The following is a 24,866-nucleotide window of genomic DNA, read 5'->3' on the forward strand; positions in this document are numbered from 1 at the left end:
TCCTCCCACAGGTTTGCACGTCGCCGCGCATGACAAACTGGGCACATGAGCGAATCCGCCAAGACCCCCGCCAAGCGTCCGAGCGCCAACAAGGCACGCCGCGACCTGCCCTCGACGGAGGAGTTCAGCGACTTTATGGGCTCCCAGTGGGCTCCTCCCGAGGGCGCTGCCGGCAGCCGAATGGCCGCCGCACCCTACGCTGCCGCGCGCAGAGCGCGACTCAGCGACCTCTTCCCCGGCCAACGCATCGTCTCCCCTGCTGGAGATCTCAAACCGCGGGCCAACGACACTGATTACCGCTTCCGCCCGCTGAGTGACTTCGCATATCTCACTGGCTTGGGCATCGATCACGAGCCTGGCGCCGTCCTGGTCCTTGAGCCCACCAAGACTGGGCACGACGCGACGCTGTACCTGATCCCGCCTGCGACCGCCGAGGACGAGGGGTTTTACGCCGATGCTCGCTCTGGCGAGTTCTGGATTGGCCGCCGGCCCAGCCTGGCCGACTTTGAGGCCATGACCGGCATCGAAACCAAGCCGCTGAAGGAACTGCCCAGCGACATCCGCCTGGCGAGCCAACCACACAAGAACGTTCAGCGTGCGTTGGCCACCTTGCGCATGGTCAAGGACGAGTACGAGATTCAGCAGATGCGCGACGCTGTCGATGCAACGATCGCCGGCTTCGAGCGCGTGGTGGGTGAACTCCCCCGCGCAGTCGCCCACAAGCGTGGCGAGCGCGTCGTGGAGGCGACCTTTGATGGGCACGCCCGCGAGGAGGGCAACGCGGTAGGGTACGAGACCATCGCCGCCTCGGGCCCGCACGCGACCACCCTGCACTGGATCCGCAACGACGGCCAAGTACACGAGGGCGACATCTTGCTCCTGGACGCCGGGGTCGAGGTGGAGAGTCTCTACACCGCGGACATCACGCGCTCACTACCAATTTCCGGCGAGTTCACCGACGTGCAACGGCGCGTCTACGACGTGGTCCTGGAGGCGGCCGACGCGGCCTTTGCGGTCTCACGTCCGGGAGCGACGTTCCGCCAGATCCACAACGCAGCCATGGAGGTCATCGAAGAGCGGCTGACCGAGTGGGGCATCGTGCCGGAGTCCACCGACCCCGACGCGCGGCTATACCGACGCTGGATGGTGCACTCGACGTCGCATCACCTGGGACTCGACGTGCACGACTGCGCTCAGGCCAAGCGGGACCTCTACATGGACGGCGAGCTCGAGGTCGGAATGGTGTTCACTATCGAGCCCGGACTGTACTTCCAGCCAGGCGACCTGGCGGTACCCGAGGAACTGCGGGGCATTGGCATTCGCATCGAGGATGACCTCTTGGTCACCGAGGACGGTATTGAGAACCTGTCGGCGGCGCTCCCGCGCGACCCTGACGCCGTGGTCAAGTGGATGGCCGGGCTCCGGCGGTAAGGGTCGCGTGAGATGACCGAGGCACCCGAAGCACGAGGCTTGGGTGCGCAACTCACCGAGCCGGTTCATCGGCGCCCGCTGTGGGTGTGGCTGGCGGACCGATGTGGTGAGCGGGCATGAGTTGACGGTCGCGGGCGTTGCACCCAATGACCCCGCACGCACTTCAGAGAAACGGCACCATGTCAGTCGACTCCACCTCCGTCCCGCTGTCCATCCTCGACCTCGCACCCATTGGTCACGACGAGACGCCCGGCCAGAGTTTCACCAACTCCGTGGCCCTGGCTCAGGCAGCGGAACGCACGGGTTACCAGCGCGTCTGGTATGCCGAGCACCACAACATGCCGGTCATTGCCTCCTCAGCAACCAGCGTGCTGATCGCGCACATTGCCGCCCACACGTCTACCATCCGCCTGGGCGCCGGTGGAGTGATGCTGCCCAACCACTCGCCGCTGACCATCGCGGAGCAGTTCGGCACGCTCGAGTCGCTCCACCCAGGACGGATCGACTTGGGCCTCGGCCGCGCTCCCGGTGGCGACCGCGCCATCTTCGACGCCCTGCGACGCGACCCCGGCGCATCCGAGCAGTTCCCGCAGGACGTGCTTGAGCTTCAGGCATACCTCGGATCCGAGTCGCGCGTTGCATCGGTCAACGCGTACCCCGGCAAGGACGCCAACGTGCCGCTGTACATCCTGGGATCGTCGCTGTTCGGCGCCCAGCTGGCCGCCGCGCTTGGCCTGCCGTATGCGTTCGCGTCCCACTTCGCGCCCGACGCACTTCACGAGGCGGTCGCGTTGTACCGCCGCGACTTCACACCCTCTAAGCAGCTCGATCACCCCTATGTCATCGCCGGCGCCAACGTCTTCGCCGCAGATACGACGGCCGATGCCGGGGCACAGTTCGAGGCGGCACGTCGCCGTCGCGTAAGGGGCATGATCGCGCGAAATCAGGCGGGCATCGAGTACACCGATGCGCAGATCGACGATTTCCTCACCACGCCGGCGGGCGCCAACATCGCGAACATGATGCGCCACACTGCGATCGGCACCCCTGAAGAGGTGGCCGTGTTTCTAGCAGACTTCGCGCTGGAGGCGCAGGCGGACGAGCTCATCGTCGCTCACGGCGCGCTCAATGTGGCGGACCGACTGCGCTCGGTTGAGCTCGCTGCACCCGCCAGCTAGCTCGTTTGCGTGCCAGAAAAGACCAACAGGATGAATTTCCTGCTCAGGGCGTGCCAAATCGGACCAATACGAGAGAGTGGGTGAGTTGGTGGGTTCGCTACGGCCGCGCCGGGTAGGGCCCCTAGGCCACCTTGTCGGCCAGCACCTTGATGCCCAGACGCATGTCTTCGGCCGGCAAGTAGAACGGCAACCGAAAGTGGTCGGCACCGGCGCCCGGGATGACCTCGAAGGCCGAGCCGGGGGCAACAGGAACTCCCGCCGCCGCGGATCGCTGTGCAAATCGCTCAGCGCCGCCATCGGGGAGACGAACCCATAGGCTCGGCCCTCCGACCGGCGCCGTGTACTCCCAGTCGACGCTCGCCTGCCCAATCACCTCCATCGCCACCGCCAGGGAATCCCGCAACTCACCCATCCGCCACTCAAGCGTCTGGTCGTAGTGATCGCTGAGCAGCTTGGCGCCGATGCGCTGCAACATGGCCGGCCCGCCCAGATCCATCGCGGCGCGGCGGTGCCTCAGTTGTGCCGCCAACGTTGCGTTGGTGTGCAGCCAGCCAATGCGCAACCCACCCCAGAACACCTTGGATAGCCCGCCGATCGTGATCACCGAGCGCCCTCCCGGGAACGTGGCCATGGGGCTGCGCTTCACGCCGTCAAGCGAGATATCCCCGATGATGCGGTCGTCGATGATGGTGGTCCCAGTACTCGCCGCCGCTGCCACAAGTCGCGCCGCATCCTCGTCCGACATTGCGGTGCCGGTCGGGTTGTGGAACGTCGTGACGTAGGCCGCGTCCGGACGCGCCGCCTTGAAAAGTTTCGCCGCGGCTGCCACGTCCAGGCCATCGCGAGTCATCGGCAGGGCCATGGGTCGCGCTCCGGCGGCCGCCACCGCGTCGAACACCCCGGGGTAGGTGACAGACTCCAGCGCCACCGCGCCACCGTCGCTCGCGACACCCGTCACCGCGAGCCACACTGCCTGCTGCCCCCCGGCCGTAATCACGATCTCATCGGGCTGCGCCCGAATGCCACTCGCGCGAAGGTGATCAACGATCGCGCGCGTCAGGTCGATGTCGCCCAGCGCCGCATACCCGTTGCCGATCACGGCCTGCCCACCCAGAAACTCGGACGGATTGTTGAGTGCCTGGTGGACGATCGGCGCGGGCGGCGGCGACGCGGTGTTGAACGCTACAAGCGGCGGCTGCTGGCCCACAAGGATCTGCGCGAATCGATCCTGCGGTGACAGTGCCATCACGCCGCGCGACAGGGACCCTAGTCGCGGCGCCGCACCGGGCGTCACTTCAAGCCACTCCTGGTCGCGAAGCTGCTGATACGCGGCGGTGACAGTGTTGCGCGATAGGTGAAGGCGCTGAGCTAAGGCACGCTCCGACGGCAGCCTGCTCCCGTGCTCGAGCGATCCGGACTCGGCGAGCGCTACTATCGCGTCCGCTAGTTGCTGGTAGAGCGGCCCCGTGCCGGATTGCCAGTGGTCAAGGACGTCCGCGAGTTGGTCGGCTGTGGTGCGCATGGAGCCAGTGTGTCGAAAACTGGCCCCGAATTACAAGTGCCAGATGGTGCCATACTGGCACCTGCATATCGGGTCCAGTCGGGCGTACGCTCAGAATATGAGCATCGACACGACACAGCAGGCCAGCCGCCCTTCGACTCAACCCACTCACGCGGATCTGGCCGCCGCGATGGACCGGGTCCACACCAACCCCGTCTCGCGCGGCCGCACCCGCCAGCGCCTGGCCGTCATCACGGAGGCTGCGCGCCGCTCTGGCAGTTACGTCGCCAACGCGTCCTACCGTTCCGTCGCCCCGGCCGATGCCTTGGCGGGCCTAGACGTCTTCCGTCGCCCCCTGCAGGACTCGCCTATCGAGCCGCGCGAGGTGCTGGCCGAGCTGGACACGTTCGGCTCCCCCGCGACCGTGGTCAGCACTCACGGCCGCTACTTTGGCTTTGTTAACGGCGGCATCGACCCTGCGGCGCAGGCCGCCTCAATCCTCGCGGGCACGTGGGACCAGAACGCCGCCATGCCCGTCCAATCTCCCGTGGCCGCCACTCTGGACGATGTGGCCGGCACATGGGTCGTTGACGCACTCGGCCTGCCCTCCAGCGCCGTGGCGTCATTCTGCGGAGGAGCGACTGTTGCGAACCTCACGGCGATCATCGCCGCGCGCGACGCGCTCTACGCAAAGCAGGGCTGGGACGTCGCTCGAGACGGTCTTGTCGGCGCCCCGGCCCTGCGCATCATCCTCGGAGCGGAGGCACACGCGAGCGTCTACAAGTCGCTGCGCCTCGCCGGCTTCGGCACCGCGCATATCGAGCACGTCCCTACCGACGAGACCGGGGCAATCCGGGCCGATGCCTTCCCTGCCGACACTGGCGAGGACACCCTGGTCATCTTGCAGGCTGGAAACGTCAACACTGGCGCTTCCGACCCGTTCGCCGACATCATTCCCGGCGTCCGCGAGCGCGGCGGCTGGGTTCACATCGACGGCGCGTTCGGTTTGTGGGCAGCGGCCTCGCCCAAGCGTCGCCACCTTGTCGCGGGTAGCGAGTTGGCTGACTCATGGACGACTGACGCCCACAAGTGGCTCAATGTCGGCTACGACTCGGGCATCGTCATCGTGCGCGATGTGGACGCCCTGGTGCGCGCGATGTCGATTGATGCCGCCTACCTGGCGACCGAGGGCTCTCCCCCCTCGATGAACCGTGGCATCCAAATCTCGCAACGCGCCCGCGGCATCGAGACCTGGGCGATGCTCGCGAGCCACGGCAAGGAGGGCCTCGCCGACCTCATCGACCGCACCTGTGACCTCGCCACCCGCTTCGCCAACACGCTGGCGGACGGTGGAGTGGAAATCCTCTGCACCCCTGTGCTCAACCAGGTCCTGGTTGCCTTTGGGGACGACGCCACCACCACCCAGGTCATCGACGCCATTCAGGCTGACGGCACCATGTGGGCGGGGGCCAGCGAGTGGCAAGGCCGGCGCGCGATGCGACTGTCGGTGTCCGATGCCGCGACCACCGCGGACGACGTCGATGCCAGCGCCATCGCACTCTTGCGGGCCTGGGGGGCAGTGACGCTACGTTAGGAGGGTGAACGAGTTCGCCCCGACGCCGCCCCCCGAGGTCAGGATCGATGGCGCGCTCGTGACGACCCTTCTCAAGGAGCAACACCCCGACCTCGCGCACCTGCCTCTGGGTGACCGCCACGAGGGGTGGGACAACGTGACGTGGCGCCTGGGCGATGACCTCGCCGTCCGTCTACCCCGTCGCGCCATCGCATCCACGCTGGTCGCCACCGAACTGGCGTGGCTGCCGCGCGTCGGCCGGGACTGGCCGTTTCGCGCCCCGCTCGCGGTGCGCATCGGCGATCCATCAGCCAGCTACCCCTGGCATTGGTCGGTGGTGCCGTGGATCGAGGGTCACCTCGCCTTCGACGAACCCCTCAGTGCGCTGGGCGCTCGCGACCTGGGGCTCGCCCTCGCCGCCCTCCACCAGCCCGCGCCCGCCGACGCCCCCATCAACCCTTTCCGCTCCAGCCCGCTGTCCGAGCGCCTCGACCGGGCACGCGCGCGCATCGATGCACTCGCCAGCCAGCAGAGCACTCATCCCGCTCCCAACGGGGCCGTGCTCGACGTCGACGCCGCGGAGGCACTCATCCGTCGCGGCGCACGCGGGCCACGACCTGAGCGAGTCTGTGCGCACCTGGATCTCCACGGCCAGAACGTCATCACCGCCGACGGCAGGCTGTCCGGAATCATCGACTGGGGAGACGCGGGCGCCGGGGATCGCGCCACGGACCTGGGCCAGGCCTACGTCCTCCTGGGCCCATCACTGTGGCGCGTCATGGTGGAGGCCTACGGCGGCGTCACCCGAGCCACCCGCGAACGCGCGAAGGCCGAGGCAGTCGCCTACGCCGTCACACTTGCGACCATGACCGACGGCCCCTATGCCGCATGTGGCTGGGACGCCCTGGTATCCCTAGGGGTCGCGGCCCTCTCGACCTCAGGCGACCCCACGCCGCCCGATGCCTCCTAGACCACCCGACGGACGGCATCGGCTCCCTGGGTACGTCACCTTGCGGCACTAAGATGATGCGCATGAGCACCACGAATGACCGCGTCTACGTCGCGCGCCTGGCGGGCACTACCGTGTTCGACCCCATTGGCGACTCCGTGGGCCGGGTACGCGACGTCGTGATGCTGGTACGTCGCAGTGGCGCTCCCACCGCCGTGGGCCTCGTCGTCGAGGTGCCGGGCCGTCGCCGTGTGTTCATGCCATTGACTCGGGTCACCTCAATTGCCGCCGGCCAGGTCATTTGCACGGGCGTGATCAACTTGCGCCGTTTCCAGGCCCGCGGCTCCGAGACGCTCGCCATCGCCGAACTTTTTGAGCGCAGCGTCAAGCTCAAGGAAGACAAGTCCACCGCACACATCGAGGACATCGCGATCGAGCGCGACCACACGCGCACGTGGCGCGTCACCAAGTTGTATGTGCGCAGCGCCGAACGCCGCAAGGGTGTGCTGGGTTTCTCACGTAAGGGCGAGACGTTTGTGGTCGACGCCGATGCCGTGACTGGCCTGGCAATCCGCGACAAGTTGCAGGGTGCGGCCCTGGTCATTCAGACCTTTGCCAACCACAAGCCGGCCGACCTCGCCGCCGCGCTGATGGAGATGTCTCCCCAGCGCTCCGCGGAAATTGCCGCCGCGCTGGACAACGAGCGGCTTGCCGACGTACTCGAAGAGCTGCCCGAGGAAGACCAGATCCAGTTGCTGTCCACGCTGCGCTCCGAGCGTGCGGCGGACGTGCTGGAGGCCATGGATCCCGACGACGCGGCCGACCTGTTGGGCGACTTGCCCGCGAACGAGGCCGAGGCGCTGCTGCAACTGATGCAGCCCGAGGACGCCAACTCGGTTCGCCAGCTGCTGGACTACGACGACGACTCTGCCGGTGGTCTCATGACCACCGAGCCCGTGATCGTGGGCCCGGAGACCACGGTGGCCACCGCCCTCGCGATGGTGCGTCGCCAGGAAATGCCGCCGGCCCTCGCGTCCATGGTGTTCGTGGTGCGCCCTCCCGTGGAGACCCCCACTGGCCGGTACATCGGCCTGGTGCACATTCAGCGTCTGCTGCGCGAGCCGCCGCATGAATCCATTGGTGGCTTTGTTGACCCCGCTATCTCTGCACTCGCTGTTACCGACACCCTCGCGGAGATCTCGCGCCTGATGGCGGCCTACGACATCCTCGCGCTGCCCGTGGTGGACGACGACAATCGCCTTCTGGGAGCCATCTCGATTGACGACGTGCTTGACCACCTGCTGCCGGCCGACTGGCGCGAACAGACCGAACTCGACGTGAGCGAAGAAATCCCCACCACCAAGGGAGGCTCCGATGGCTGAACGCCTCGACCGCCCCAAGTCCGACCAACGTCGCCTGTCCTGGCGACGCGGGCCCAAAGGCTCGGACCGCTTTGGCGCCTTCTCCGAAGGCATTGCGCGATTCCTCGGCACGCCCCGCTTCCTGCTCTACCTCACGGTGTTCTGCATCGCGTGGATCGCATGGAACATCTGGGCGCCAGCCGAGATGCGCTTTGACTCGGCGGCTCGCGGCTTTACCGCTCTGACGCTCATGCTGTCCCTCCAGGCCTCGTATGCCGCGCCCCTGATCCTGCTCGCGCAGAACCGTCAGGACGACCGCGACAAGGTGGGGGCCGAGCAGGACCGCCAACGGGCCGAGCGCTCGCTCGCGGACACGGAGTACCTGGCGCGCGAGGTCGCGGCGCTGCGCCACGCGGTTTCCGACACCGCCACGCGTGACTTCGTTCGCTCCGAGCTACGTGCCCTGCTCGAGGAGCTGCGTTCGGATGACGAGGCCGGCAATGATGAGCGTCCTCGCGAACGCTCGTCCTCAAAGACGGAGCGTCCCAAGAAGTAGTCGTTTCGTTCGGCCAGGGCAACCGCCTACGATGGACACATGCCTACGGTTGAACTCATTCAGACTGCCCTGTCCAAGGTCATCGACCCGGAAATCCGCCGTCCCATTACGGAAATCGGCATGGTGCGCTCCGTCGACCTATCAGACGATGGCGTGGCCACCGTTGGCATTGATCTCACCACCGAGGGCTGCCCCATGAAGGCCCGCATTACCGACGACGTGAGCAAGGCCGCAAGCTCAGTGGCAGGCGTGACCGACGTCAAAATCGAGCTCGGTGTGATGAGCGAGGAGCAGCGCCTCGGCCTGCGCTCCATGCTCCGCGGCGGCAAGCCTGAGCCGGTCATCCAGTTCACGCAGCCCGGCAACATGACGCGCATCTACGCGGTCGCCTCGGGCAAGGGCGGGGTGGGCAAGTCCACCGTGACCGCCAACCTTGCGGCGGCCATGGCGGCCGATGGACTCAAGGTGGGCGTGCTCGACGCGGACATCTTCGGATTCTCGATTCCCGGCATGCTGGGCGTCGAAGGCCAGCCCACGCGCATCGACGACATGCTGCTGCCGCCGATCGCGAACGAGGTCAAGGCCGTGTCCATCGGCATGTTCGTGCCCTCCGGCCAGCCGGTGGTCTGGCGCGGACCCATGCTGCACCGCGCAATCGAGCAGTTCCTCGCGGATGTGTACTGGGGCGACCTGGACGTGCTGCTGCTGGACTTGCCCCCGGGCACGGGTGACATCGCCATCTCGGTTGCACAGTTGCTTCCGCACGCCGAACTCCTGGTCGTCACCACCCCGCAGTCGGCCGCAGCGGACGTAGCCGAGCGTGCGGGCTCCATCGCCACGCAGACCTCACAGAACGTCGTGGGCGTCATCGAGAACATGGCCTGGCTTGAACAGCCCGATGGCTCGCGCCTGGAAATCTTTGGCTCCGGTGGAGGGCAGATCGTGTCCGACCGTCTCACCAAGGTGCTCGGCACCTCGGTGCCGCTCATGGGCCAGATTCCCCTCGACATTCAGGCGCGTGAAGCCGGCGACGACGGCACTCCCGTGGTTCTCGCTCACCCGGAATCCCCCGCCGCGGTCGAATTGCGCAAGATCTCGCGCATGCTCGCCAGCCGTCAGCGCGGCCTTGCGGGTCGTTCGCTGGGCGTCACACCCAAGTAGTCATACGCGCGCCCCGGTCCGGTGGCGCGTCCGTCTAGTCGAGGTCGATGCGACCCGAGGGCTTCTCGCCCCAGCCGACGATGATCGCGGCCACCAGGCCGGCCAGCACCCCACCCGCGGAGATGGCCGGAGTGGCGAGTGCGATCAGCAGTGCGTCGTTGAAGCCAGGACCTGAGGCTCCGAACTGCTCGAGCGCGGAAACGGAGCCCGATGCCGCCCCGGTGATCGCCATGATGTGTACGCCCAGCCCGGTGGCCACGAACGCCACAATCTGGGTGAGCAGTCCTTTAGCCTCGGACAGGTAGCGGACGGTGAAGCCCACCGCCGCGGCCATGAACGCGCCGAGGATGATCATCGCGAAGGCGCCGGGCTTGTTCGGCACCAGCACGGAAAGCAGCAACCCCAGCACGAAGGCTACGACCAATGCGGCGGTCAGTACCCCCATGCGGTTGCGGCGCAACGACTCCAGAAATGACGTGCCCACCTCGCTGGCGCGGGCCGTACGGGACTGCTTGGGAGCATCGGCCGATGCGCTGGTTTCGCCCGGCGTCGCGGGCGCGGTGGGCTGAGACTCGGGGCTGGGCGTGGTGGCCATGGGCTACTCCTTTGTCGAACACTGAGGTCTGCTTCAGCCCATCATCGCACGAGGGCGAGGGCGCTCACCTCCTGCGGCGTCGACCGTCTTGGCGCAGCGGCGGCTATCCCAGGTCGTAGTCGACGACGAGCGGCGCGTGGTCGGTCCAACGCGAGTCCCAGGAGGCCTGCCTATCCACCCGGGCGGCCGTCACCGCCGCAGCCAAGGTGGGGGTGGCGAGCTGGTAGTCGATCCGCCAGCCGGCGTTGTTGTCGAACGCCTGACCGCGCATGGACCACCACGTGTACTCGCCCTCGGCGTCGCCCACGACCTGGCGGTGCGTGTCGACCCAGCCAGCGGCGAACCAGCGGTCGAGGTAGGCACGTTCTTCTGGCAAGAAGCCCGCGGCCTTGAGGTTGCCCTTCCAGTTCTTGATGTCGTTGTTGGTGTGCGCAATGTTGATATCGCCCATCACCACCACGCGCTCATACTCGTCGGCCAGCTCGGCCAGCCGCGCGGTCATCGACTCGAGGAACTCGTACTTGTCGTCCATCTTGGGCGTGCCCGCGGTGCCGGAGTGCACGTACGTGGAGACCACGCGCACGGGACCTGCGGCGCTCTGGACCGTGGCCTCGACCCAGCGGCCGGTGTGAGTTGCCTCGGAGTGAATCGCGCCAGCGACGCCCAATCCGTAGACCACGTCCGTCAGCTCGGTACGCGACAGGATCGCGACGCCGGAGCGGCCCTTCTGCTCCGATGCCTGGTGCTCCACGTGCCACGTGTCCGGGAAGGCGGCGGTGACCACCTCATCGGGCGCACGTACCTCTTGCAGGCAGATGACGTCGGCCTCGACGCCGTCCATCCACTCGGTCATGCCCTTCTTGAGGGCGGCACGGACTCCATTGACATTCACGGACACAATTCGCATGAGTCGAGCCTAACGGGACGTGACGTATTCCCTCGACGAGGAAGCGTCATTGCCGTGCCCAGCATCGGACGTGGTGCCGGTGGAACTCCCCGAACGCGCACGAGGAGCAAAGATCCTGTCGCCGATTCTCATGAGCGGCCGCTGGACCAATCGGTCTCGGACCAGTTCGATCGCGGTCGCCGCCGCGTAGACAATCAACGTGAACCCAATCGCTTGCCACCACAGCGTTGACGGGTCAGCGGCGGCCCGCTCGGTGCCCACCCAGTCTTCCCAGATCAGCGAGCGCAGGATGGCGTTGTCGTGGATGAGGTAGACGCCAAAGGTCGCGGCGGCAATGGTGTTGACCGCGGGAGACACGCGCGGCCGCATCTTGGTCACGGCCACCAAGCCACTGATCGCGGACAGCGCCACGAACGGTGCGTATTGCGAGCGCATCAGCTCCGGGTCGAAGCCAAGTCCGGGGTTGGCAGCGGCCACGTCACTCGCAAGAAGTGTCGTCACCGGCACGAGCACGGCAAAGCCGACGGCCGATGCTGCCCACCACTTGGCGGGCCCACGCAGCCGATACTTGGCGACATACGCGGCGACGAGGTAGAGAGCGACGAACCACGTCATGCTGTTGGCGCCCAGTTTGACGTCCGGGATGACCGAGAGCAGGCTCCATGCCACCAGCAGGATGGCGATCAGCGTCAGGTGCTGGCGCTGCGTCATGGCCTTGACCAGCAGGTTGATGAACGGCGACAGAATCATCAGCATCACGTAGATGGTGACGAACCAGTAGAACTCGGTCGCGACTGGGAAGATAGCGCGCCAGGTGGTCTCCGTGTCGACGCGATCCGGCAACCAGATCAACGCGACGACGAGGATCATCCACGAAGTGCTCCACACTTGAATCAGGATGGACCTGAGCCCGCGCCATCGGAACGTGGACTGGGCCATGAAGTACGCACCGATCAGCACAAACGCGTCCACACCCCACTTACCCATCGTGGAGTAGCCGGTGAGGAACCGCTCGGCGTCGCCGGGTTCCGCTGATCCCAGCACGCCACCGTGCACGCCGTAGTGGTACGACACGATCGCCAGCATTGCGAGGATGCGGTACACCTCGATGACCGAGTTGCGTTGCTTAGACATGGGCGTCCCCGTTCCGACGCTGTGGGCGCCAAGGATTGGGCGCCGCACTGCGCAGTGATGGGTTGAACCTCTCAAATGTCACAAAGAGGTAACGCTCGAGGCCCTGGGCTTACTCCCGGGCTGCGTTTTTTAGTTGGCGCGTTCGGCACTTTCGACGACGTTGCTCAGTAGCATCGCGCGGGTCATCGGACCCACTCCCCCGGGATTGGGCGAGTACCAGGAGGACTTTGCCACGGCATCGGCCGCAATGTCTCCGGCCACCTTGGACTTGCCGGTCTCCGGGTCGGTGACGCGTGAGACACCCACGTCGATGAGCACCACGCCGTCTTTGACCATGTCCGCGCCAATGAGGTTGTGGACTCCTGCGGCGGCGACGATCACGTCCGCGTCACGGGTGTGGCTCGCGAGGTCTCCGGTACCGGTGTGGCAGAGCGTGACGGTTGCGTTCACGGCCTTGCGGGTCAGCAGCAAGCCGATGCTGCGGCCCACCGTGGTACCCCGGCCCACCACGGTCACGTTCTTGCCGTTCAGCGAGATGCCGTGGCGCTCGATGAGTTCGATGATGCCCTTGGGGGTGCACGGCAACGAGCTCGTGACGTCTTCCGCGGTGCGCAGGACCAGGCGCCCCAGGTTGGTGGGGTGCAGGCCGTCCGCGTCCTTGTCCGCGTCGATCAACTCGAGGACGCGGTTGGTGTCGATCCCCGCAGGAAGCGGGAGCTGGACAATGTAGCCCGTGCAGTCGGGGTTCTCATTGAGGCGCGCAACGGCCGCCTCGATGTCCTCCTGCGTAGCGGTCTCCGGCAGGTCTTCGCGGATGGACGTGATGCCCACCTCGGCGCAGTCCTTGTGCTTACCGTTGACGTACCAGGTGGAACCCGGGTCCGCGCCCACGAGCAGCGTCCCAAGGCCCGGGTTGATGCCCCGAGCCTTGAGAGCGCTGACGCGTTCGGTGAGTTCCGACTTAATGGCGGCGGCAGTGGCCTTGCCGTCGAGGATCTGCGCTGAATTGACTACTGGTGCTGAATTCTGTGCGGTCATGTCAGACTCCCGTGTCCCTGCTACTACTGCTGGAGCCCGTCGTAGAGGGGGAATCCATCGGTGAGCTTGAGGACACGTGCACGCAGCGCAGCGGTGTCCGCGCCGCCCTTCAACGCCGTCGCGATGACGTCGGCGACCTCGGTGAACTCCTCGGCGCCAAAGCCACGCGAAGCCAGCGCCGCCGTGCCGATGCGCACGCCGGACGTGACCATCGGCGGGCGGGGGTCGAACGGCACTGCGTTGCGGTTGACGGTGATGCCACACTCGTGAAGGAGGTCCTCGGCCTGCTGGCCGTCGAGCTGTGAGTTGCGCAGGTCCGCGAGCACCAGGTGGACGTCGGTGCCGCCGGAGACGACGTTGACGCCGGCTTCGATGGCATCGGGAGAGACAAGGCGTTCGGCGATGATGTTCGCACCTTCAAGGACGCGCTCCTGGCGCTCCTTGAATTCTGCCCCGGCGGCTGCCTTGAGCGCGACGGCCTTGGCGGCAATCACGTGCATGAGCGGGCCGCCCTGCTGGCCAGGGAACACCGCGGAGTTGAGCTTCTTTGCGAGTTCCATGTCGCGCGACACGATCAGGCCGGAACGAGGGCCACCCAAGGTCTTGTGCACGGTGGTGGAGACCACGTCGGAGTGGGGTACGGGGCTGGGGTGCAGGCCAGCGGCAACCAGTCCGGCAAAGTGGGCCATGTCGGTCCACAGCTTGGCGCCCACCTCATCGGCGATGGCGCGGAAGGCCGCAAAGTCCATGTGACGGGGGTAGGCGGACCAGCCGGCGATGATGACGTCGGGACGCTCGGCGAGCGCCTGCTCGCGGACGCGGTCCATGTCCACCAGGTGGGTGTCCTCCTCGACGCCATACGCGGCAACCTCATAGAGCTTGCCGGAGAAGTTGAGCTTCATGCCGTGCGTGAGGTGGCCACCGTGGGGAAGAGAGAGGCCCATGATCTTGTCGCCGGGCTTGATCAGCGCGTGCAGGACGGCCGCGTTGGCGGTCGCACCCGAGTGGGGCTGCACGTTGGCGTACTCCGCACCAAAGAGGGACTTGGCGCGCTCGATGGCGAGATTCTCAGCCTTGTCGACCTCCTCGCAGCCACCGTAGTAGCGGCGGCCGGGGTAGCCCTCGGCGTACTTGTTGGTCAGGACCGAGCCCTGAGCTTGCAGCACCGCGCGCGGCACAAAATTCTCGGAGGCGATCATTTCGAGCGTGCCCTGCTGACGGGCGAGTTCGCTGTCCAGGATGGCGGCGATGTCGGGGTCGTAGTCCTGCAGCGTCGAGTTCATGACTGCTGCGGTGGCGCTGGAATCGGTGCTCATGGGCATTCCTTTAGGTCAAGGCGGGCAGGCCGCCGGCTTGTCAGTTCTCCGGTGACCATGGCCCAGGCGTACGACCATCAGTCTTTTCCAGTGCCGCTCCCTCGTGGTAACCCACTGCGCCAGTCGCGACGTTGGTCAGTCTAGCAAGGTCGTAGGGCGTGGGCGATCGGTGCCGGCGCCGCCCGCTGTTAACCTGCGCACTATGGCCGAAACGAGCGTGACTGTCCCCTCAACGCCCGACGACAAGCGCCCCGCCGTCTCGCGCCTGTACGCACTCGACGGGCTCCGCTTCTTGGCGGCACTCGCGGTACTGGCGTTCCATTTCACTGCCCGTAGCAACAACGCTTGGGGTCAGCCCGTCGAGACGGTATTCCCCCAACTGTCCTTCATTACAGGTCTCGGCGCCTTTGGTGTCGACATCTTCTTTGTGATCAGCGGCTTCGTCATTCTGATGACGGCCTGGAATGCCGGTGTCCCGAAGTTTGCTGCCAGCCGCATCTCGCGGCTTTTTCCGGCGTATTGGGCGTGCGTGGCGCTGAGTTCACTCTTGCTTCTTGTCATCTGGCGCACGGGTGGAGCAATCGTCGATGGTGGTTCGGAGCGAAGCGCCACTGACGCGGCGACCAATTTCACCATGGTGCAGCGTGCGTTCGGCATCGGCGACGTCGATGGGGTGTATTGGACGCTGTGGGCCGAGCTTCGCTTTTACATCCTGATCGGGATCTTCGTCGCGATCGGGATCACCACTCGCAGGGTGCTTGCCTTCTGCTTCATCTGGCCCATCCTGAGTGGAATTGCACTCACCACTGATTCGGCCCTGCTGAGTGAAGTGCTCGTCGCCGAGTGGGCACCTCTGTTTAGCGCGGGCATGGCGCTCTTTATCGTCAAGCGTGATCCTCGCAATTTAATGGCGTGGCTCGTGGTTGCCTTCACGACCCTGCTTGCTGCAGGCTATTCGGGTCAGGTGACGTTGGACCGCATCGTCAATGGACTCACCAACCGCGACTTCCCTCCCTACGTCGGTTGGGTCATCGTGGTCGGCTCCATCGGCCTGGTAGCCCTACTCACCTTGACGCGGATGTCGCAGCTGGGAGGCAAGAAGTTCCTCGTGCTTGGTGCGTTGACCTACCCGCTCTACCTGCTGCACGAGTACTGGGGTTGGTGGATCATCAGCCTCCTCGAGGACAAGCTTCCCGCATTCGCCGTGCTCGCCCTCGCGACCGGATTCTGTATCGCGCTGGCGTGGGCGGTCTACTACTTCGTGGAACGCAACACCGTTAGCAGAATGCGGCGCCGACTCGAGAAAGACCTGGTCAAGCTCTAGTACTTCGCGGTAAAGCTCCAGAGCCAGGGTGACTTCCCGGCGGCCAACTTGCTGCGGATGCTCTCGGGGCCGGTAATCGTCGAGGTCTTGCCCGTAGAGGACGTGGCGGTGACAGCCTTCGCCGCGGCGTCTGAGCCACCAGCGGTGCGTGACGTCACCTTGATGGAGACCACATCGGACAGGCCGAAGACGCTCTTCGCCTTCGCCTGAGTCAACGTGTAGGTCCACTTGTTGTTGACGATGCTGGGGTCATTCGACCAGTGATCATCGACGGATTTCATGTAAGGCAACACGCCACCCCAGATGTCCTCGCTGTTCTCGGTCTGACCTCCGGAGTGCGCAAAGTAGTACACCTTCGCGATTGAGCCGTTGTACGTCAGGATGTCTCCGCGAGAGCCGGTCGAGTTGTTCGTTCCGTCCACGGCGGCAACCCATTTCTTGCCGTAGTAGGCGTTGGTGCCCTCGTTCTCCTTGGACCAGCCCACAAAAACCTGGCTTCGGTCGTCGTCGTAGAGGTTGCAGTTGCAGGTCGCGCTGTAAGTCTTGTCGGCGTTGAGCGCGAATCCTCGGGCGGCGATGGCGAAGGCCTGCAGCGTGGACGCGGGCCATGACGAAGGGACCTCGCCCAACCCGTAGAGGTATTCGGTGTTCAGCTTGAGTTCGTTGGAAACGATGATGCGCGAGTAGGCGGATCGGGCATCCGGTACGGAAATCAACAGCTTGCCGTGGCGGTACTGCCCCTTGGTCTGCCTGGTGCCACCCTCCTTGTCTAGGAGTTCGACGTATGGGTCCTCCGGCGACGTGGACTGGTAGTAGGAGGTGGCCTCCCACTGCAGAGAGACATCCTTGGTCGCGGTGGCCTTAGTGCCGTCCTCACGAGTAACGATGACCTTGGTCCCGTCGCGGGTCACCATCAAATCCTCGTTGTTCTTGCCGGTCCACGAGGTGCTCAGTTCAGCGGCGCCGTCCTTCCAGTTGTAGAAGCGCATGCGCCACTGACCGTCGTCCGTCGAGTCACTTCCAGGAGAGCGCACTACGACGCTAACGCTATTACGGTTGTCGGATCCGGAGCCAAAGACCTCGACGCGGATGTCGTTGTTTGCCGCGGCTTCCTGCACCTTGGTTCCAGTGAAGTAGTGCTGGAGGATCTGGGTAGCGGACGAACCCTCCTTCGCCATGCCGAGCGCACCCCACGCCGACATTCCCACGCCGTGTCCCCATCCGGAGCCCGACACGGTGAAGCTCGACGGAATTGAGGCGGGAGGGGGGCTGACGGCTGGGCTGCCACTCAGTCGGTAGAGGAATGCTGCAATCGCCTCACGCGACGTGTTTGTCTTGGAGCGGAAGGTGCCATCGGAGTAGCCCGTGGTGATTCCCGCCTTGTCGAGCCAGACAATCTCCTTGTAGAACTGATCGCTCTTACTTACGTCCTTGAAGGGTGAGCTCTTGGGCAGGCTCACTGAGGGGCGCCCCTCGAACCGATACAGGAAGGCCGCAATCGCCTCACGCGAGATCTTGGTGGTGGAACGGAAGGTACCGTCGGCGTAGCCCGTCGTGATATTCGCCTGGTCTGCCCACACGATCTGCTTGTAGAACTGGTCCGTCTTCTTCACGTCCTTGAACGGTGATGACGAGGGCAGAGAAACCTTGGGGCTTCCGTCCATCCGGTAGAGAAATGCGACGAAGGCCTCGCGACTCACCGAGTCCTTGGGGCGGAACGTGCCGTCGGCGTAGCCGGTGGTGATCCCCTCGGCGGCTAGCCACGTGATCTGAGTAAAGAACTGGTGGGTCGCGGGAACGTCCGGAAAGCTCTTGGGCGCGGCCGTGGCCGTGGTTGTCAGCGGCACGCTCACGAGGACCGCGATCAGCGCTGCTGCGAGCGCACTCCAACGCCGTCGGTAGGAACGAGGAGCCATAGTTTCATCCGCCTTCGGATAGTCCAACAATCAACGCAACCAGAGTGACCAGTGTGACACATGTGAATGTGGAGTCAAGGGTCGCGTTCAATCTGCCGACATGAACTCTACGTGGCGGCAACCCCGCGCCACCGGCCGAACCGGGTGAGGAATACGTCACATTCGCTTGTTCCGTGACATGTTCCCCTCGAACAATGGGCACAGCGTACGAGAGACACATCGGGCACCGCCGTAGTGGTGCCCCAAGGGAGGAAGACGTGGCACACCTGTCAGGCTCGCATCTTCGCGCAACGGGACTGGTGATGTTGGCCGCTGTCGTCGGATCGCTGGCGCTACCCAGCGCCGTGCACGCCGCCTCGAGCTCCACACAGGTGGGTTCTGACTACATCCTCTCCGCGACCAATAGCTATCGAGACAGCAACGGCCGCAGCGACCTGACTCGCGACAGCAGCATCGACAGCGTCGCGCAGCGTTGGGCTCAGAAGATGCTGGCGAGCGATAGCCTCTCTCACAACCCAAGTTTCGGAAGCCAGATGCCTCAGCAAGGTCTGGGCGCCTGGGGCGAGAACGTCGCCTACGCCTGCGGTTATGGCGGCGTAAAGGGCAACGCGGCCACCATCATGAACGGCTGGAAGAAGTCCGACGGGCATCGAAAGAACATGCTGAACGGCTCGTACTCCCACATCGGCATCGGCTTTGCTTATGACGGCGGCTCGGACTGTGCATTTGCCGTGCAGGACTTTGGCAAGTACAGCAGCACGTTCACAGATGTGCCCCTGAGCCACCAGTTCTCGTCCGAGATTGAATGGTTGGTGGACCGGGAAATCACCACCGGATATGCGAACGGTCACTTCCAGCCGCAGAGTTCCGTCACTCGCGAAGCCTTTGCCGCGTTCCTGTACCGAATTGAGGGCGCGCCAAACTACTCACCCCCGTCGAGAAGCCCCTTCAGCGACGTCTCCCCTGGCGACAAGTTCTACCGCGAGATCACCTGGCTGGCGAGCCAGGGAATCACCACCGGCTATTCCGATGGTACGTTCCGGCCGGGGGACGACATCTCCCGTGAGGCGATAGCGGCGTTCCTGTACCGCGCTGCTGGTTCTCCGGCCACCTCTGCGCCAAAGTCGGCACCGTTTGGCGACGTAGCCCGCGGCGACCAATTCGCGACCGAAATCTTGTGGCTGTCAAAGAGCGGCATCACCACTGGCTACTCGGATGGCTCGTTTAAGCCCTATGCCGACGTCTCTCGAGAGGCGACGGCGGCCTTCCTTTACCGCGGGCGCTCTCTCCTGGGCTGAACCTCCAGACGGCACCACCCCTAGCGACCGCAAACGGTTGCGTTCAGTGGGTCAATGAGGGCTATGCGCGCTGGTAAACTTCCGCTGCTGCCGCATCGCCGCGGCACACTCACATGATTCTGAGGGGAATCTCATGACTCCGCATGCATTGACGCCTGCCCGCCCACCCAAGGTGGCGGCACGACTGGCTCTCTTCGTTTTTGTTTTCGCGATCATCGCGAGCCTGTCCGCACTGGCACCCGCCACTGCGGCCGGTAAGAAGTTCAGCGACGTGCCATCATCGCACCAGTTCCGAACTGAAATTTCCTGGCTCGCTTCCCAGGGCATCACGACGGGCTATGCCGACGGCACCTTTCGCCCCACGTCAGCTGTCACCCGCGAGGCGTTGGCCGCCTTCTTGTACCGTCTCGAGGGATCTCCCAAGGTAAAGCTCCCCTCCAAGTCGCCTTTCAAGGATGTCAGCAAGAGCGATCAGTTCTACAAGGAGATCGTCTGGCTCTCTAAGACCGGCATCACCACTGGCTGGTCCGACGGCACCTTCCGTCCCTCCGCCAAGATCACCCGTGAGGCGATGGCGGCGTTCCTCTACCGTGCATCGGGCGACAACCACTGGTCGTCCTACGACGAACTTTTCACGGACGTGGCCTTCTACGACAAGTTCTATGACGAGATTGACTGGATGGCAAACGAGGGAATCACGACCGGATACAGCACCGGATATGGGTGCCGCGAGTTCCGTCCTGGTAATGCCATCACGCGCGAGGCAATGGCCGCGTTTCTCTACCGCTTCGACACCGGACGCGGTACCCCGTTGACGTCTACCAACTGCTCTCCTCCCCCGGCTCCGCCTGCTTCACCTACGCCATCAAGACCAGCGGACAAGGACTGTTCCGATTTCGCCACGCATGCTCAAGCCCAAGCCTGGTATCTCAAGTACTACCCGGCATACGGCGACTTCGCGAGGCTAGACCGCGACAAGGATGGCAGCGCCTGCGACACGTTGCCCTAAATTGACCTTGAAACGGGTCGGCCGCTAGCCGATCCCATCCGAGGGAGGGGTGTCTGCGCGAAAGCGCGGACGCCCCTCTTTTTGCATGCCGTCAACGCGATAGGGCGGGGCCTAAGCACCGAAGGTCACTTCCCGGGTCCGCGTGAATTCTGAGGCGGCGGTGCGTCATCGTGAGTGGCACGACGCAAGTTCTTGTTCACAGCATCGTCGATGGTATTCGGCATGCTGATGCCGCGGTCGCCTCCAATGGCGTCGCGGAAACGATCCCATCGTTGCTGGTACTGCTCCGAGAACCGACTGTTTGCCCGCGCAAGTTTGCGTTCGCCATAAAAGCGACGCGCCCAAAAGGAAGTGGGCTTGGCAAGTCGAATCGCGCCCACCACTCCGACAAAGGGCACCACGAAGCCTACGAGCCCAAAGAGAAGCTTGCCCTTAAGTAGCGTGATGATCACGTACGTGGCGTGAAAAAACAGAACTGTGACGAACACCCAACGTGACTCGTCCGCGGCCTTGCCAAGATCCCCTGGTGATACCTGGATGAGCAACGCTGCAGCGAGGACACCGGCCACGAGGATCGCATCGATGGACTTGCGCCCCTCGTTGCTCCAATAGACGTCATCTAGGTGTAACCACAATGCGAACTCATCGAGCGCAAGCGCAGCTCCAGCGCCAAAGAGTACGGCCAGCACCTCAGCCCAGGGGTGCTCCGGCGCGTACCGAAACTGCAGTGTCCCCGTCACCAAGACCAGCAGGATCCCCCACACCTGATGGTGGATGTGCACGCCACCAATGTGGATATCGGAGAGCAGTCCGCCCTTCTCATCGGCCGGCTTTTCTTCGGCTGGTTGGCTCTGATCACCACGAATCTTGCGAGTAATCGCGCGCGTCATGGCGAACGTGACAATAAATCCGATCAGCAACCACAGCGCAGGCGCTCGCCCTGTATCGAGAATGTTGTCCGTGTACCAGTTCATGGCGCCGCCTGCCTCGCGCGGCCCGGTCTAGTTGTCGCCACGCACCGCGGAGTCATCAAACTCATCGATGACCATGCCTGATTCGAGTACCTTGCGCAGGTACGCGTAGGTAAGGTCGCCCGCGACCTGGTCGAACTGGTGCTCGTAGCCCGCCTTGTTGTACAGCGCGATGTTGTGCTTGGAGTTCTGGCCGGTGAAGACCCACACCTCGGCGGTGTTCTCCGGCAAGTAACCGAGGACCGCGAAGAGAAGCTGCGTGCCGATGCCCTTGCCCTGCTGGTCGGGTGCCACGGCCAGGCGGCCGATGGTCGCCTTCTGGTCCTCGATGCCCACACGGATGGAGCCCACCATGCGGTGACCCTCCCAAGCGCCCAACGTGACGACGTCGTCTTCGGCGAGGTCCACTTCGAGTTCCTCGAGAGACTGCGTGAGCGCAGGAATGTTCGGATCGTTGAAAATCTGCGCCTCGGAAACGAACGCGGCACGCCGCAACGTCAGTAGTTCTCCCGAATCGGACGCACCCACAACATCGATTCTCAGCTGGCTCTTCTCGCTCATGCCTCCATCGTGGCACGCGTTGGGTCGGACGACGCCCACCACACGGGTTTCGATGCCAATTCGTAGCGTCTACGCCAGGCACGCCAGCGGGGCCGCGCAGGCGCTACAGGTTAGGGTTAGCGCCAGGACTTCCCCGCCAGCAACCACTCAGCCGTTAAGGACATTCCAGAACGACGATGCTTAGAACACTCCGTAGACAAGCCGGCCGCACCATTCGCCGTCTAGGCCTCCTGCCCGGAGGCATCCCCGACGGGCTCGGCGAGGATGAAATCCTTGGCGACTACGTCATCGAGTCCGGTGCAGTGGTGTTCTTTCCCGACACCGTCGAAAACCTCTACCAAATCCGCCAGTGGTACGGCGCGCTCGAACAGCTCGACGGCGAGATGGGCGTGACCATCGTGACTCAGGACAGTCGCACGGCGCGCGCCATCCGCAGCGAGATCGACCTGCCCGTGCTCATCGTGGCCCTCAACCGCACGTACTCCGCGCTCATTCGGCGCTCGCGCGCGCGCATCGCGATCTACGTTGGGCACTCCAACAACAACGCTGTGGGACTTCGCTCCACTCACGTCGCGCACATCTTTCTGGCTCACGGCGACAGCGATAAGTCGGTGTCGGTGTCCAACCAGGTCAAGGGCTTCGACTTCGCCTTTGTGGCCGGCCAGGCGGCCGTGGACCGCTACACGTCGTCGGTCCTGTTCCTCGATGCGGAGTCCCACCTTCGCGTCGTCGGAAGGCCACAGTTGCCGGAACTGTCGACACGCGAGGACGATGCCGCCACCACAGTGTTGTATGCCCCCACCTGGGAGGGTTCGCAGGACGTAAACGCTTACTCCTCGGTCAAGTCCCACGGGATGGCCATCGTGCAGTCACTCGCTGCGGATCCTGGGCTCACCATTGTCTATCGCCCACATCCGCGTACCGGCGCTTCGGACAAGTCCTTCCGCGACGCCGACATTGCCATCCGCGCGTACATCGAAACGTTGGGAGAACGCGGACGCATTGACACCAGCCGCGACGCCGGTGCAGCGTTTGGGGCCGCCGACGTACTGATCTCCGACATCTCAGCAATGTGCGTGGACTGGCTCTCGCAGCGGCGCCCACTGCTCATTACTGTGCCTGCAGAACCCGAGGCGGTGCCCACTTCACCATCCCGCATGGTGCGCGTCTGCCCACGGATCACCGTAGAAGGCGCCGCCACGACTGCGACCTTGGTCCGCCAGGCCACTGCCGACGAATCAATTCCGGCAGTACTTGAGCAGATGGCTCAGTATTATCTTGACGGCAAGACAGGTCCCGATGCTATGGAAGCTTTCGTCCGTGAGTGTAAGAACATCGCCCGACTTCGAGACGAGCAGGCCACCAGAACCGAGGGAACAGACGATGAGTGACGCACCCCGCCCCGAGCGACCCACCATCGAGCAGATCCGTGAGGTCTGCCAACCCGACTCGATCCGCAAACGGAAGAACGCGGAGCACTGGACGGGAGACGTTTTTACCAGGAGCATCTCTCCCTACCTCACCCGCACCTTCGTGCACGCGGGAATTTCCGCGAACGGTGTCACCGTCGGCATGATTCTGTGCGGCTGGGCCGCGGCCGCCGCGTTTTTCATCCCCGGCATCGCCGGGCCAATTGTCGCCGCCGTGCTCGCGATGCTGCAGATGCTGCTCGATGCCTCGGACGGCGAGGTTGCCCGCTGGACCCGCAAGATGGGACCACGTGGAATCTTCTTGGACCGATTCGCTCATACGACCACTGAGTCACTCATCCCCATCGCGATTGGGTTACGTCTGACCATCGAGTCCTCGGACAGCAACTGGGCTTGGGCCTTCGTGGGTGCCGTTCTCGGAGTTCTCGTCCTGGTCAATAAGTCACTCAACGAGGCGTCGCGCATGTCCCGGGTCGAGTCTGGGCTAGACCTGCCCAAGAAGACCGATGGCACATCGGCCCCCCGCGTGGGCTGGGTTGCGACTGCGCGCCGTGCCGCCAACTTTGTACCGATTCACCGCGCCTACCACTCGGTGGAGCAGACGCTCGTGGTTCTCGCCGTCGCGATCGTGGGTCTGATCGCCGGATTTAACGGCGTGGCTGTCGCGCTCATTGTTTTGGCGGTCGCCGCCCCGTTCGTTATCGCCGGCCACATGGTCGCGATTCTCACCTCGTCGCTGCTGAGGAACCCCAACCAGTGAGCGTGACATGGTCCGCGGTGGTGCTGTCACAGGGCGACCGCCCCAAGGAACTCGGCGCCGCCGTGGACAGTCTCCTTGCCCAGCAAGGAGTTTCGCTTGAGGTCATCGTGGTGGGCAATGGTTGGGACCCCATCGGTTTGCCCGATGCGGTACGCACGGTCTATTTGACGAAAAACGTCGGTATTCCCAAGGGGCGGAACAAGGGCGTCAAAGTGGCTAGCGGTAGCTACTTCTACTTTCTTGACGACGATGCCATGCTCCCGGAGGACGACACCGTGGCCCGCATCGAGCGCATGTTTGAGGATGATTCGACCCTGGGCGTGGTGCAGACTCGCATCGCGTCACCGGAAGGTGTCAGTGCCAAGCGCTGGGTGCCGCGCATGCGCGACAAGGACCCGATGCGCTCCTCCGAGGTGTTCTCTGTCCTGGAGGGGTCCGTTGCGGTTCGTGAACAGGCACTCGAGTCTGCCCGCGGGTGGGCTTCTCGATTCTTCTATGCCCACGAAGGAATCGAGCTCGCATGGCGAGTGTGGGACGCAAACTACACGGTCGAGTACCGGGCCGACCTGATCGCGCATCACCCGCTGATCGATCCGGCGCGTCACGATGACCAACTGTGGCTCAATGCCCGCAACCGGGTGTGGCTCGCCAAGCGCAACCTGCCGTGCCCCGTGGCCGTCGCCTACATCTTCAACTGGTCGGCCGTCTCGCTTGCCCGCACCGCCCGCCACCCGTCGTCAGCGCTAGCCTGGGTCAAGGGCGCCTGTGCTGGCTTGCGCACAGATGGTGGCGCGCGCCGCCCCATAGGTTGGGACACCGTCTGGCAAATGACCAAGCGCGGTCGCCCTCCAATCATCTGAAACCGCTGGGGAACGTCCACTAGCACGCCGCTGAGGC

22 protein-coding genes and 1 riboswitch are annotated in these 24,866 nt (G+C 64.5%); of the genes, 13 read left to right on the forward strand and 9 right to left on the reverse strand.

Annotated elements, in window-relative coordinates:
* Positions 1–45 precede the first annotated feature (45 nt).
* Together AOP73_RS01205 and AOP73_RS01210 are read left to right on the forward strand one after the other, a co-directional pair.
* The gene (locus tag AOP73_RS01205) at positions 46–1,431 is read left to right on the forward strand and encodes an aminopeptidase P family protein (RefSeq protein ID WP_061962831.1); all 1,386 of its coding nucleotides are present in this window, start codon (positions 46–48) and stop codon (positions 1,429–1,431) included.
* Positions 1,432–1,610: 179 nt separating this feature from the next.
* Positions 1,611–2,609: an LLM class flavin-dependent oxidoreductase gene (locus AOP73_RS01210; RefSeq protein ID WP_061964724.1), complete on the forward strand. Its 999-nt coding sequence runs from the start codon at positions 1,611–1,613 to the stop codon at positions 2,607–2,609.
* A gap of 121 nt (positions 2,610–2,730) precedes the next feature.
* Here the strand turns inward: AOP73_RS01210 and AOP73_RS01215 are convergent, their stop codons facing one another.
* Positions 2,731–4,131 carry an aminotransferase-like domain-containing protein gene (locus AOP73_RS01215; protein WP_061962832.1) on the reverse strand — a complete coding sequence of 467 codons (1,401 nt, stop codon included), beginning with the start codon at positions 4,129–4,131 and terminating at the stop codon, positions 2,731–2,733.
* A 97-nt stretch (positions 4,132–4,228) separates the two neighbouring features.
* On the opposite strand from AOP73_RS01215, the gene AOP73_RS01220 reads away from it, so the two are divergent.
* The 5 genes from AOP73_RS01220 to AOP73_RS01240 all read left to right on the forward strand — a co-directional run bounded on the left by AOP73_RS01220 (position 4,229) and on the right by AOP73_RS01240 (position 9,710).
* A complete protein-coding gene (locus AOP73_RS01220; protein WP_160295412.1) occupies positions 4,229–5,704 on the forward strand; it encodes a pyridoxal phosphate-dependent decarboxylase family protein in 1,476 nt (491 codons plus the stop codon).
* 4 nt (positions 5,705–5,708) lie between these two features.
* Complete coding sequence (locus AOP73_RS01225; protein WP_061962833.1) at positions 5,709–6,653, forward strand: phosphotransferase; 945 nt, start codon at positions 5,709–5,711, stop codon at positions 6,651–6,653.
* Between the two features lie 62 nt (positions 6,654–6,715).
* Positions 6,716–8,014 carry a magnesium transporter MgtE N-terminal domain-containing protein gene (locus tag AOP73_RS01230; RefSeq protein ID WP_061962834.1) on the forward strand — a complete coding sequence of 433 codons (1,299 nt, stop codon included), beginning with the start codon at positions 6,716–6,718 and terminating at the stop codon, positions 8,012–8,014.
* Positions 8,007–8,549: a DUF1003 domain-containing protein gene (locus AOP73_RS01235; protein WP_061962835.1), complete on the forward strand. Its 543-nt coding sequence runs from the start codon at positions 8,007–8,009 to the stop codon at positions 8,547–8,549. Before AOP73_RS01230 ends, AOP73_RS01235 begins: the two co-directional genes overlap by 8 nt.
* A gap of 39 nt (positions 8,550–8,588) precedes the next feature.
* On the forward strand, positions 8,589–9,710 hold the full coding sequence (locus tag AOP73_RS01240; protein ID WP_061962836.1) for an Mrp/NBP35 family ATP-binding protein: 1,122 nt from the start codon (positions 8,589–8,591) through the stop codon (positions 9,708–9,710).
* Between the two features lie 34 nt (positions 9,711–9,744).
* Here the strand turns inward: AOP73_RS01240 and AOP73_RS01245 are convergent, their stop codons facing one another.
* The 5 genes from AOP73_RS01245 to glyA form a co-directional block, all read right to left on the reverse strand.
* Entirely contained in the window at positions 9,745–10,305 is a 561-nt protein-coding gene (locus AOP73_RS01245; protein ID WP_061962837.1) for a hypothetical protein, read from the reverse strand.
* 103 nt (positions 10,306–10,408) lie between these two features.
* On the reverse strand, positions 10,409–11,212 hold the full coding sequence (locus AOP73_RS01250) for an exodeoxyribonuclease III (RefSeq protein ID WP_061962838.1): 804 nt from the start codon (positions 11,210–11,212) through the stop codon (positions 10,409–10,411).
* 9 nt (positions 11,213–11,221) lie between these two features.
* A complete protein-coding gene (locus AOP73_RS01255; RefSeq protein ID WP_061962839.1) occupies positions 11,222–12,346 on the reverse strand; it encodes an acyltransferase in 1,125 nt (374 codons plus the stop codon).
* Positions 12,347–12,475: 129 nt separating this feature from the next.
* On the reverse strand, positions 12,476–13,384 hold the full coding sequence (locus AOP73_RS01260; protein ID WP_061962840.1) for a bifunctional methylenetetrahydrofolate dehydrogenase/methenyltetrahydrofolate cyclohydrolase: 909 nt from the start codon (positions 13,382–13,384) through the stop codon (positions 12,476–12,478).
* A 23-nt stretch (positions 13,385–13,407) separates the two neighbouring features.
* Positions 13,408–14,700, reverse strand: coding sequence for a serine hydroxymethyltransferase (glyA, locus tag AOP73_RS01265; protein ID WP_061962841.1), 1,293 nt, complete (start codon positions 14,698–14,700; stop codon positions 13,408–13,410).
* 53 nt (positions 14,701–14,753) lie between these two features.
* A riboswitch (ZMP/ZTP riboswitch) is annotated at positions 14,754–14,837 on the reverse strand.
* Positions 14,838–14,902: 65 nt separating this feature from the next.
* Between glyA and AOP73_RS01270 the strand changes: the two genes are divergently transcribed.
* Positions 14,903–16,024: an acyltransferase family protein gene (locus AOP73_RS01270; RefSeq protein WP_061962842.1), complete on the forward strand. Its 1,122-nt coding sequence runs from the start codon at positions 14,903–14,905 to the stop codon at positions 16,022–16,024.
* Here the strand turns inward: AOP73_RS01270 and AOP73_RS01275 are convergent.
* The gene (locus AOP73_RS01275; protein WP_061962843.1) at positions 16,021–17,940 is read right to left on the reverse strand and encodes a SpoIID/LytB domain-containing protein; all 1,920 of its coding nucleotides are present in this window, start codon (positions 17,938–17,940) and stop codon (positions 16,021–16,023) included. The genes AOP73_RS01270 and AOP73_RS01275 overlap by 4 nt on opposite strands.
* Positions 17,941–18,197: 257 nt before the next feature.
* Here AOP73_RS01275 and AOP73_RS01280 point away from each other — a divergent pair, with 257 nt between their 5' ends.
* Positions 18,198–19,238 (forward strand): CAP and S-layer homology domain-containing protein, encoded by a 1,041-nt coding sequence (locus tag AOP73_RS01280; protein WP_061962844.1) that lies wholly within the window; start codon positions 18,198–18,200, stop codon positions 19,236–19,238.
* Between the two features lie 133 nt (positions 19,239–19,371).
* Entirely contained in the window at positions 19,372–20,247 is an 876-nt protein-coding gene (locus AOP73_RS12130) for an S-layer homology domain-containing protein (RefSeq protein ID WP_061962845.1), read from the forward strand.
* 125 nt (positions 20,248–20,372) lie between these two features.
* Here AOP73_RS12130 and AOP73_RS01290 read toward each other — a convergent pair whose 3' ends face one another.
* Both AOP73_RS01290 and AOP73_RS01295 read right to left on the reverse strand, forming a co-directional pair.
* Positions 20,373–21,221 (reverse strand): hypothetical protein, encoded by an 849-nt coding sequence (locus AOP73_RS01290; protein WP_061962846.1) that lies wholly within the window; start codon positions 21,219–21,221, stop codon positions 20,373–20,375.
* A 27-nt stretch (positions 21,222–21,248) separates the two neighbouring features.
* On the reverse strand, positions 21,249–21,779 hold the full coding sequence (locus AOP73_RS01295; protein WP_061962847.1) for a GNAT family N-acetyltransferase: 531 nt from the start codon (positions 21,777–21,779) through the stop codon (positions 21,249–21,251).
* A 176-nt stretch (positions 21,780–21,955) separates the two neighbouring features.
* Between AOP73_RS01295 and AOP73_RS01300 the strand changes: the two genes are divergently transcribed.
* Genes AOP73_RS01300 through AOP73_RS01310 form a run of 3 tightly spaced genes read left to right on the forward strand, consistent with a single transcriptional unit; the run spans position 21,956 to position 24,829 of the window.
* Positions 21,956–23,170: a CDP-glycerol glycerophosphotransferase family protein gene (locus tag AOP73_RS01300; RefSeq protein WP_061962848.1), complete on the forward strand. Its 1,215-nt coding sequence runs from the start codon at positions 21,956–21,958 to the stop codon at positions 23,168–23,170.
* Positions 23,163–23,969, forward strand: coding sequence for a CDP-alcohol phosphatidyltransferase family protein (locus AOP73_RS01305; protein WP_061962849.1), 807 nt, complete (start codon positions 23,163–23,165; stop codon positions 23,967–23,969). The genes AOP73_RS01300 and AOP73_RS01305 overlap by 8 nt, the downstream gene beginning before the upstream one ends.
* Positions 23,966–24,829 (forward strand): glycosyltransferase family 2 protein, encoded by an 864-nt coding sequence (locus tag AOP73_RS01310; RefSeq protein ID WP_061962850.1) that lies wholly within the window; start codon positions 23,966–23,968, stop codon positions 24,827–24,829. Before AOP73_RS01305 ends, AOP73_RS01310 begins: the two co-directional genes overlap by 4 nt.
* Positions 24,830–24,866: the final 37 nt, after the last annotated feature.

This window comes from Demequina aurantiaca (assembly GCF_000975135.1).
Lineage (GTDB): Bacteria > Actinomycetota > Actinomycetes > Actinomycetales > Demequinaceae > Demequina > Demequina aurantiaca.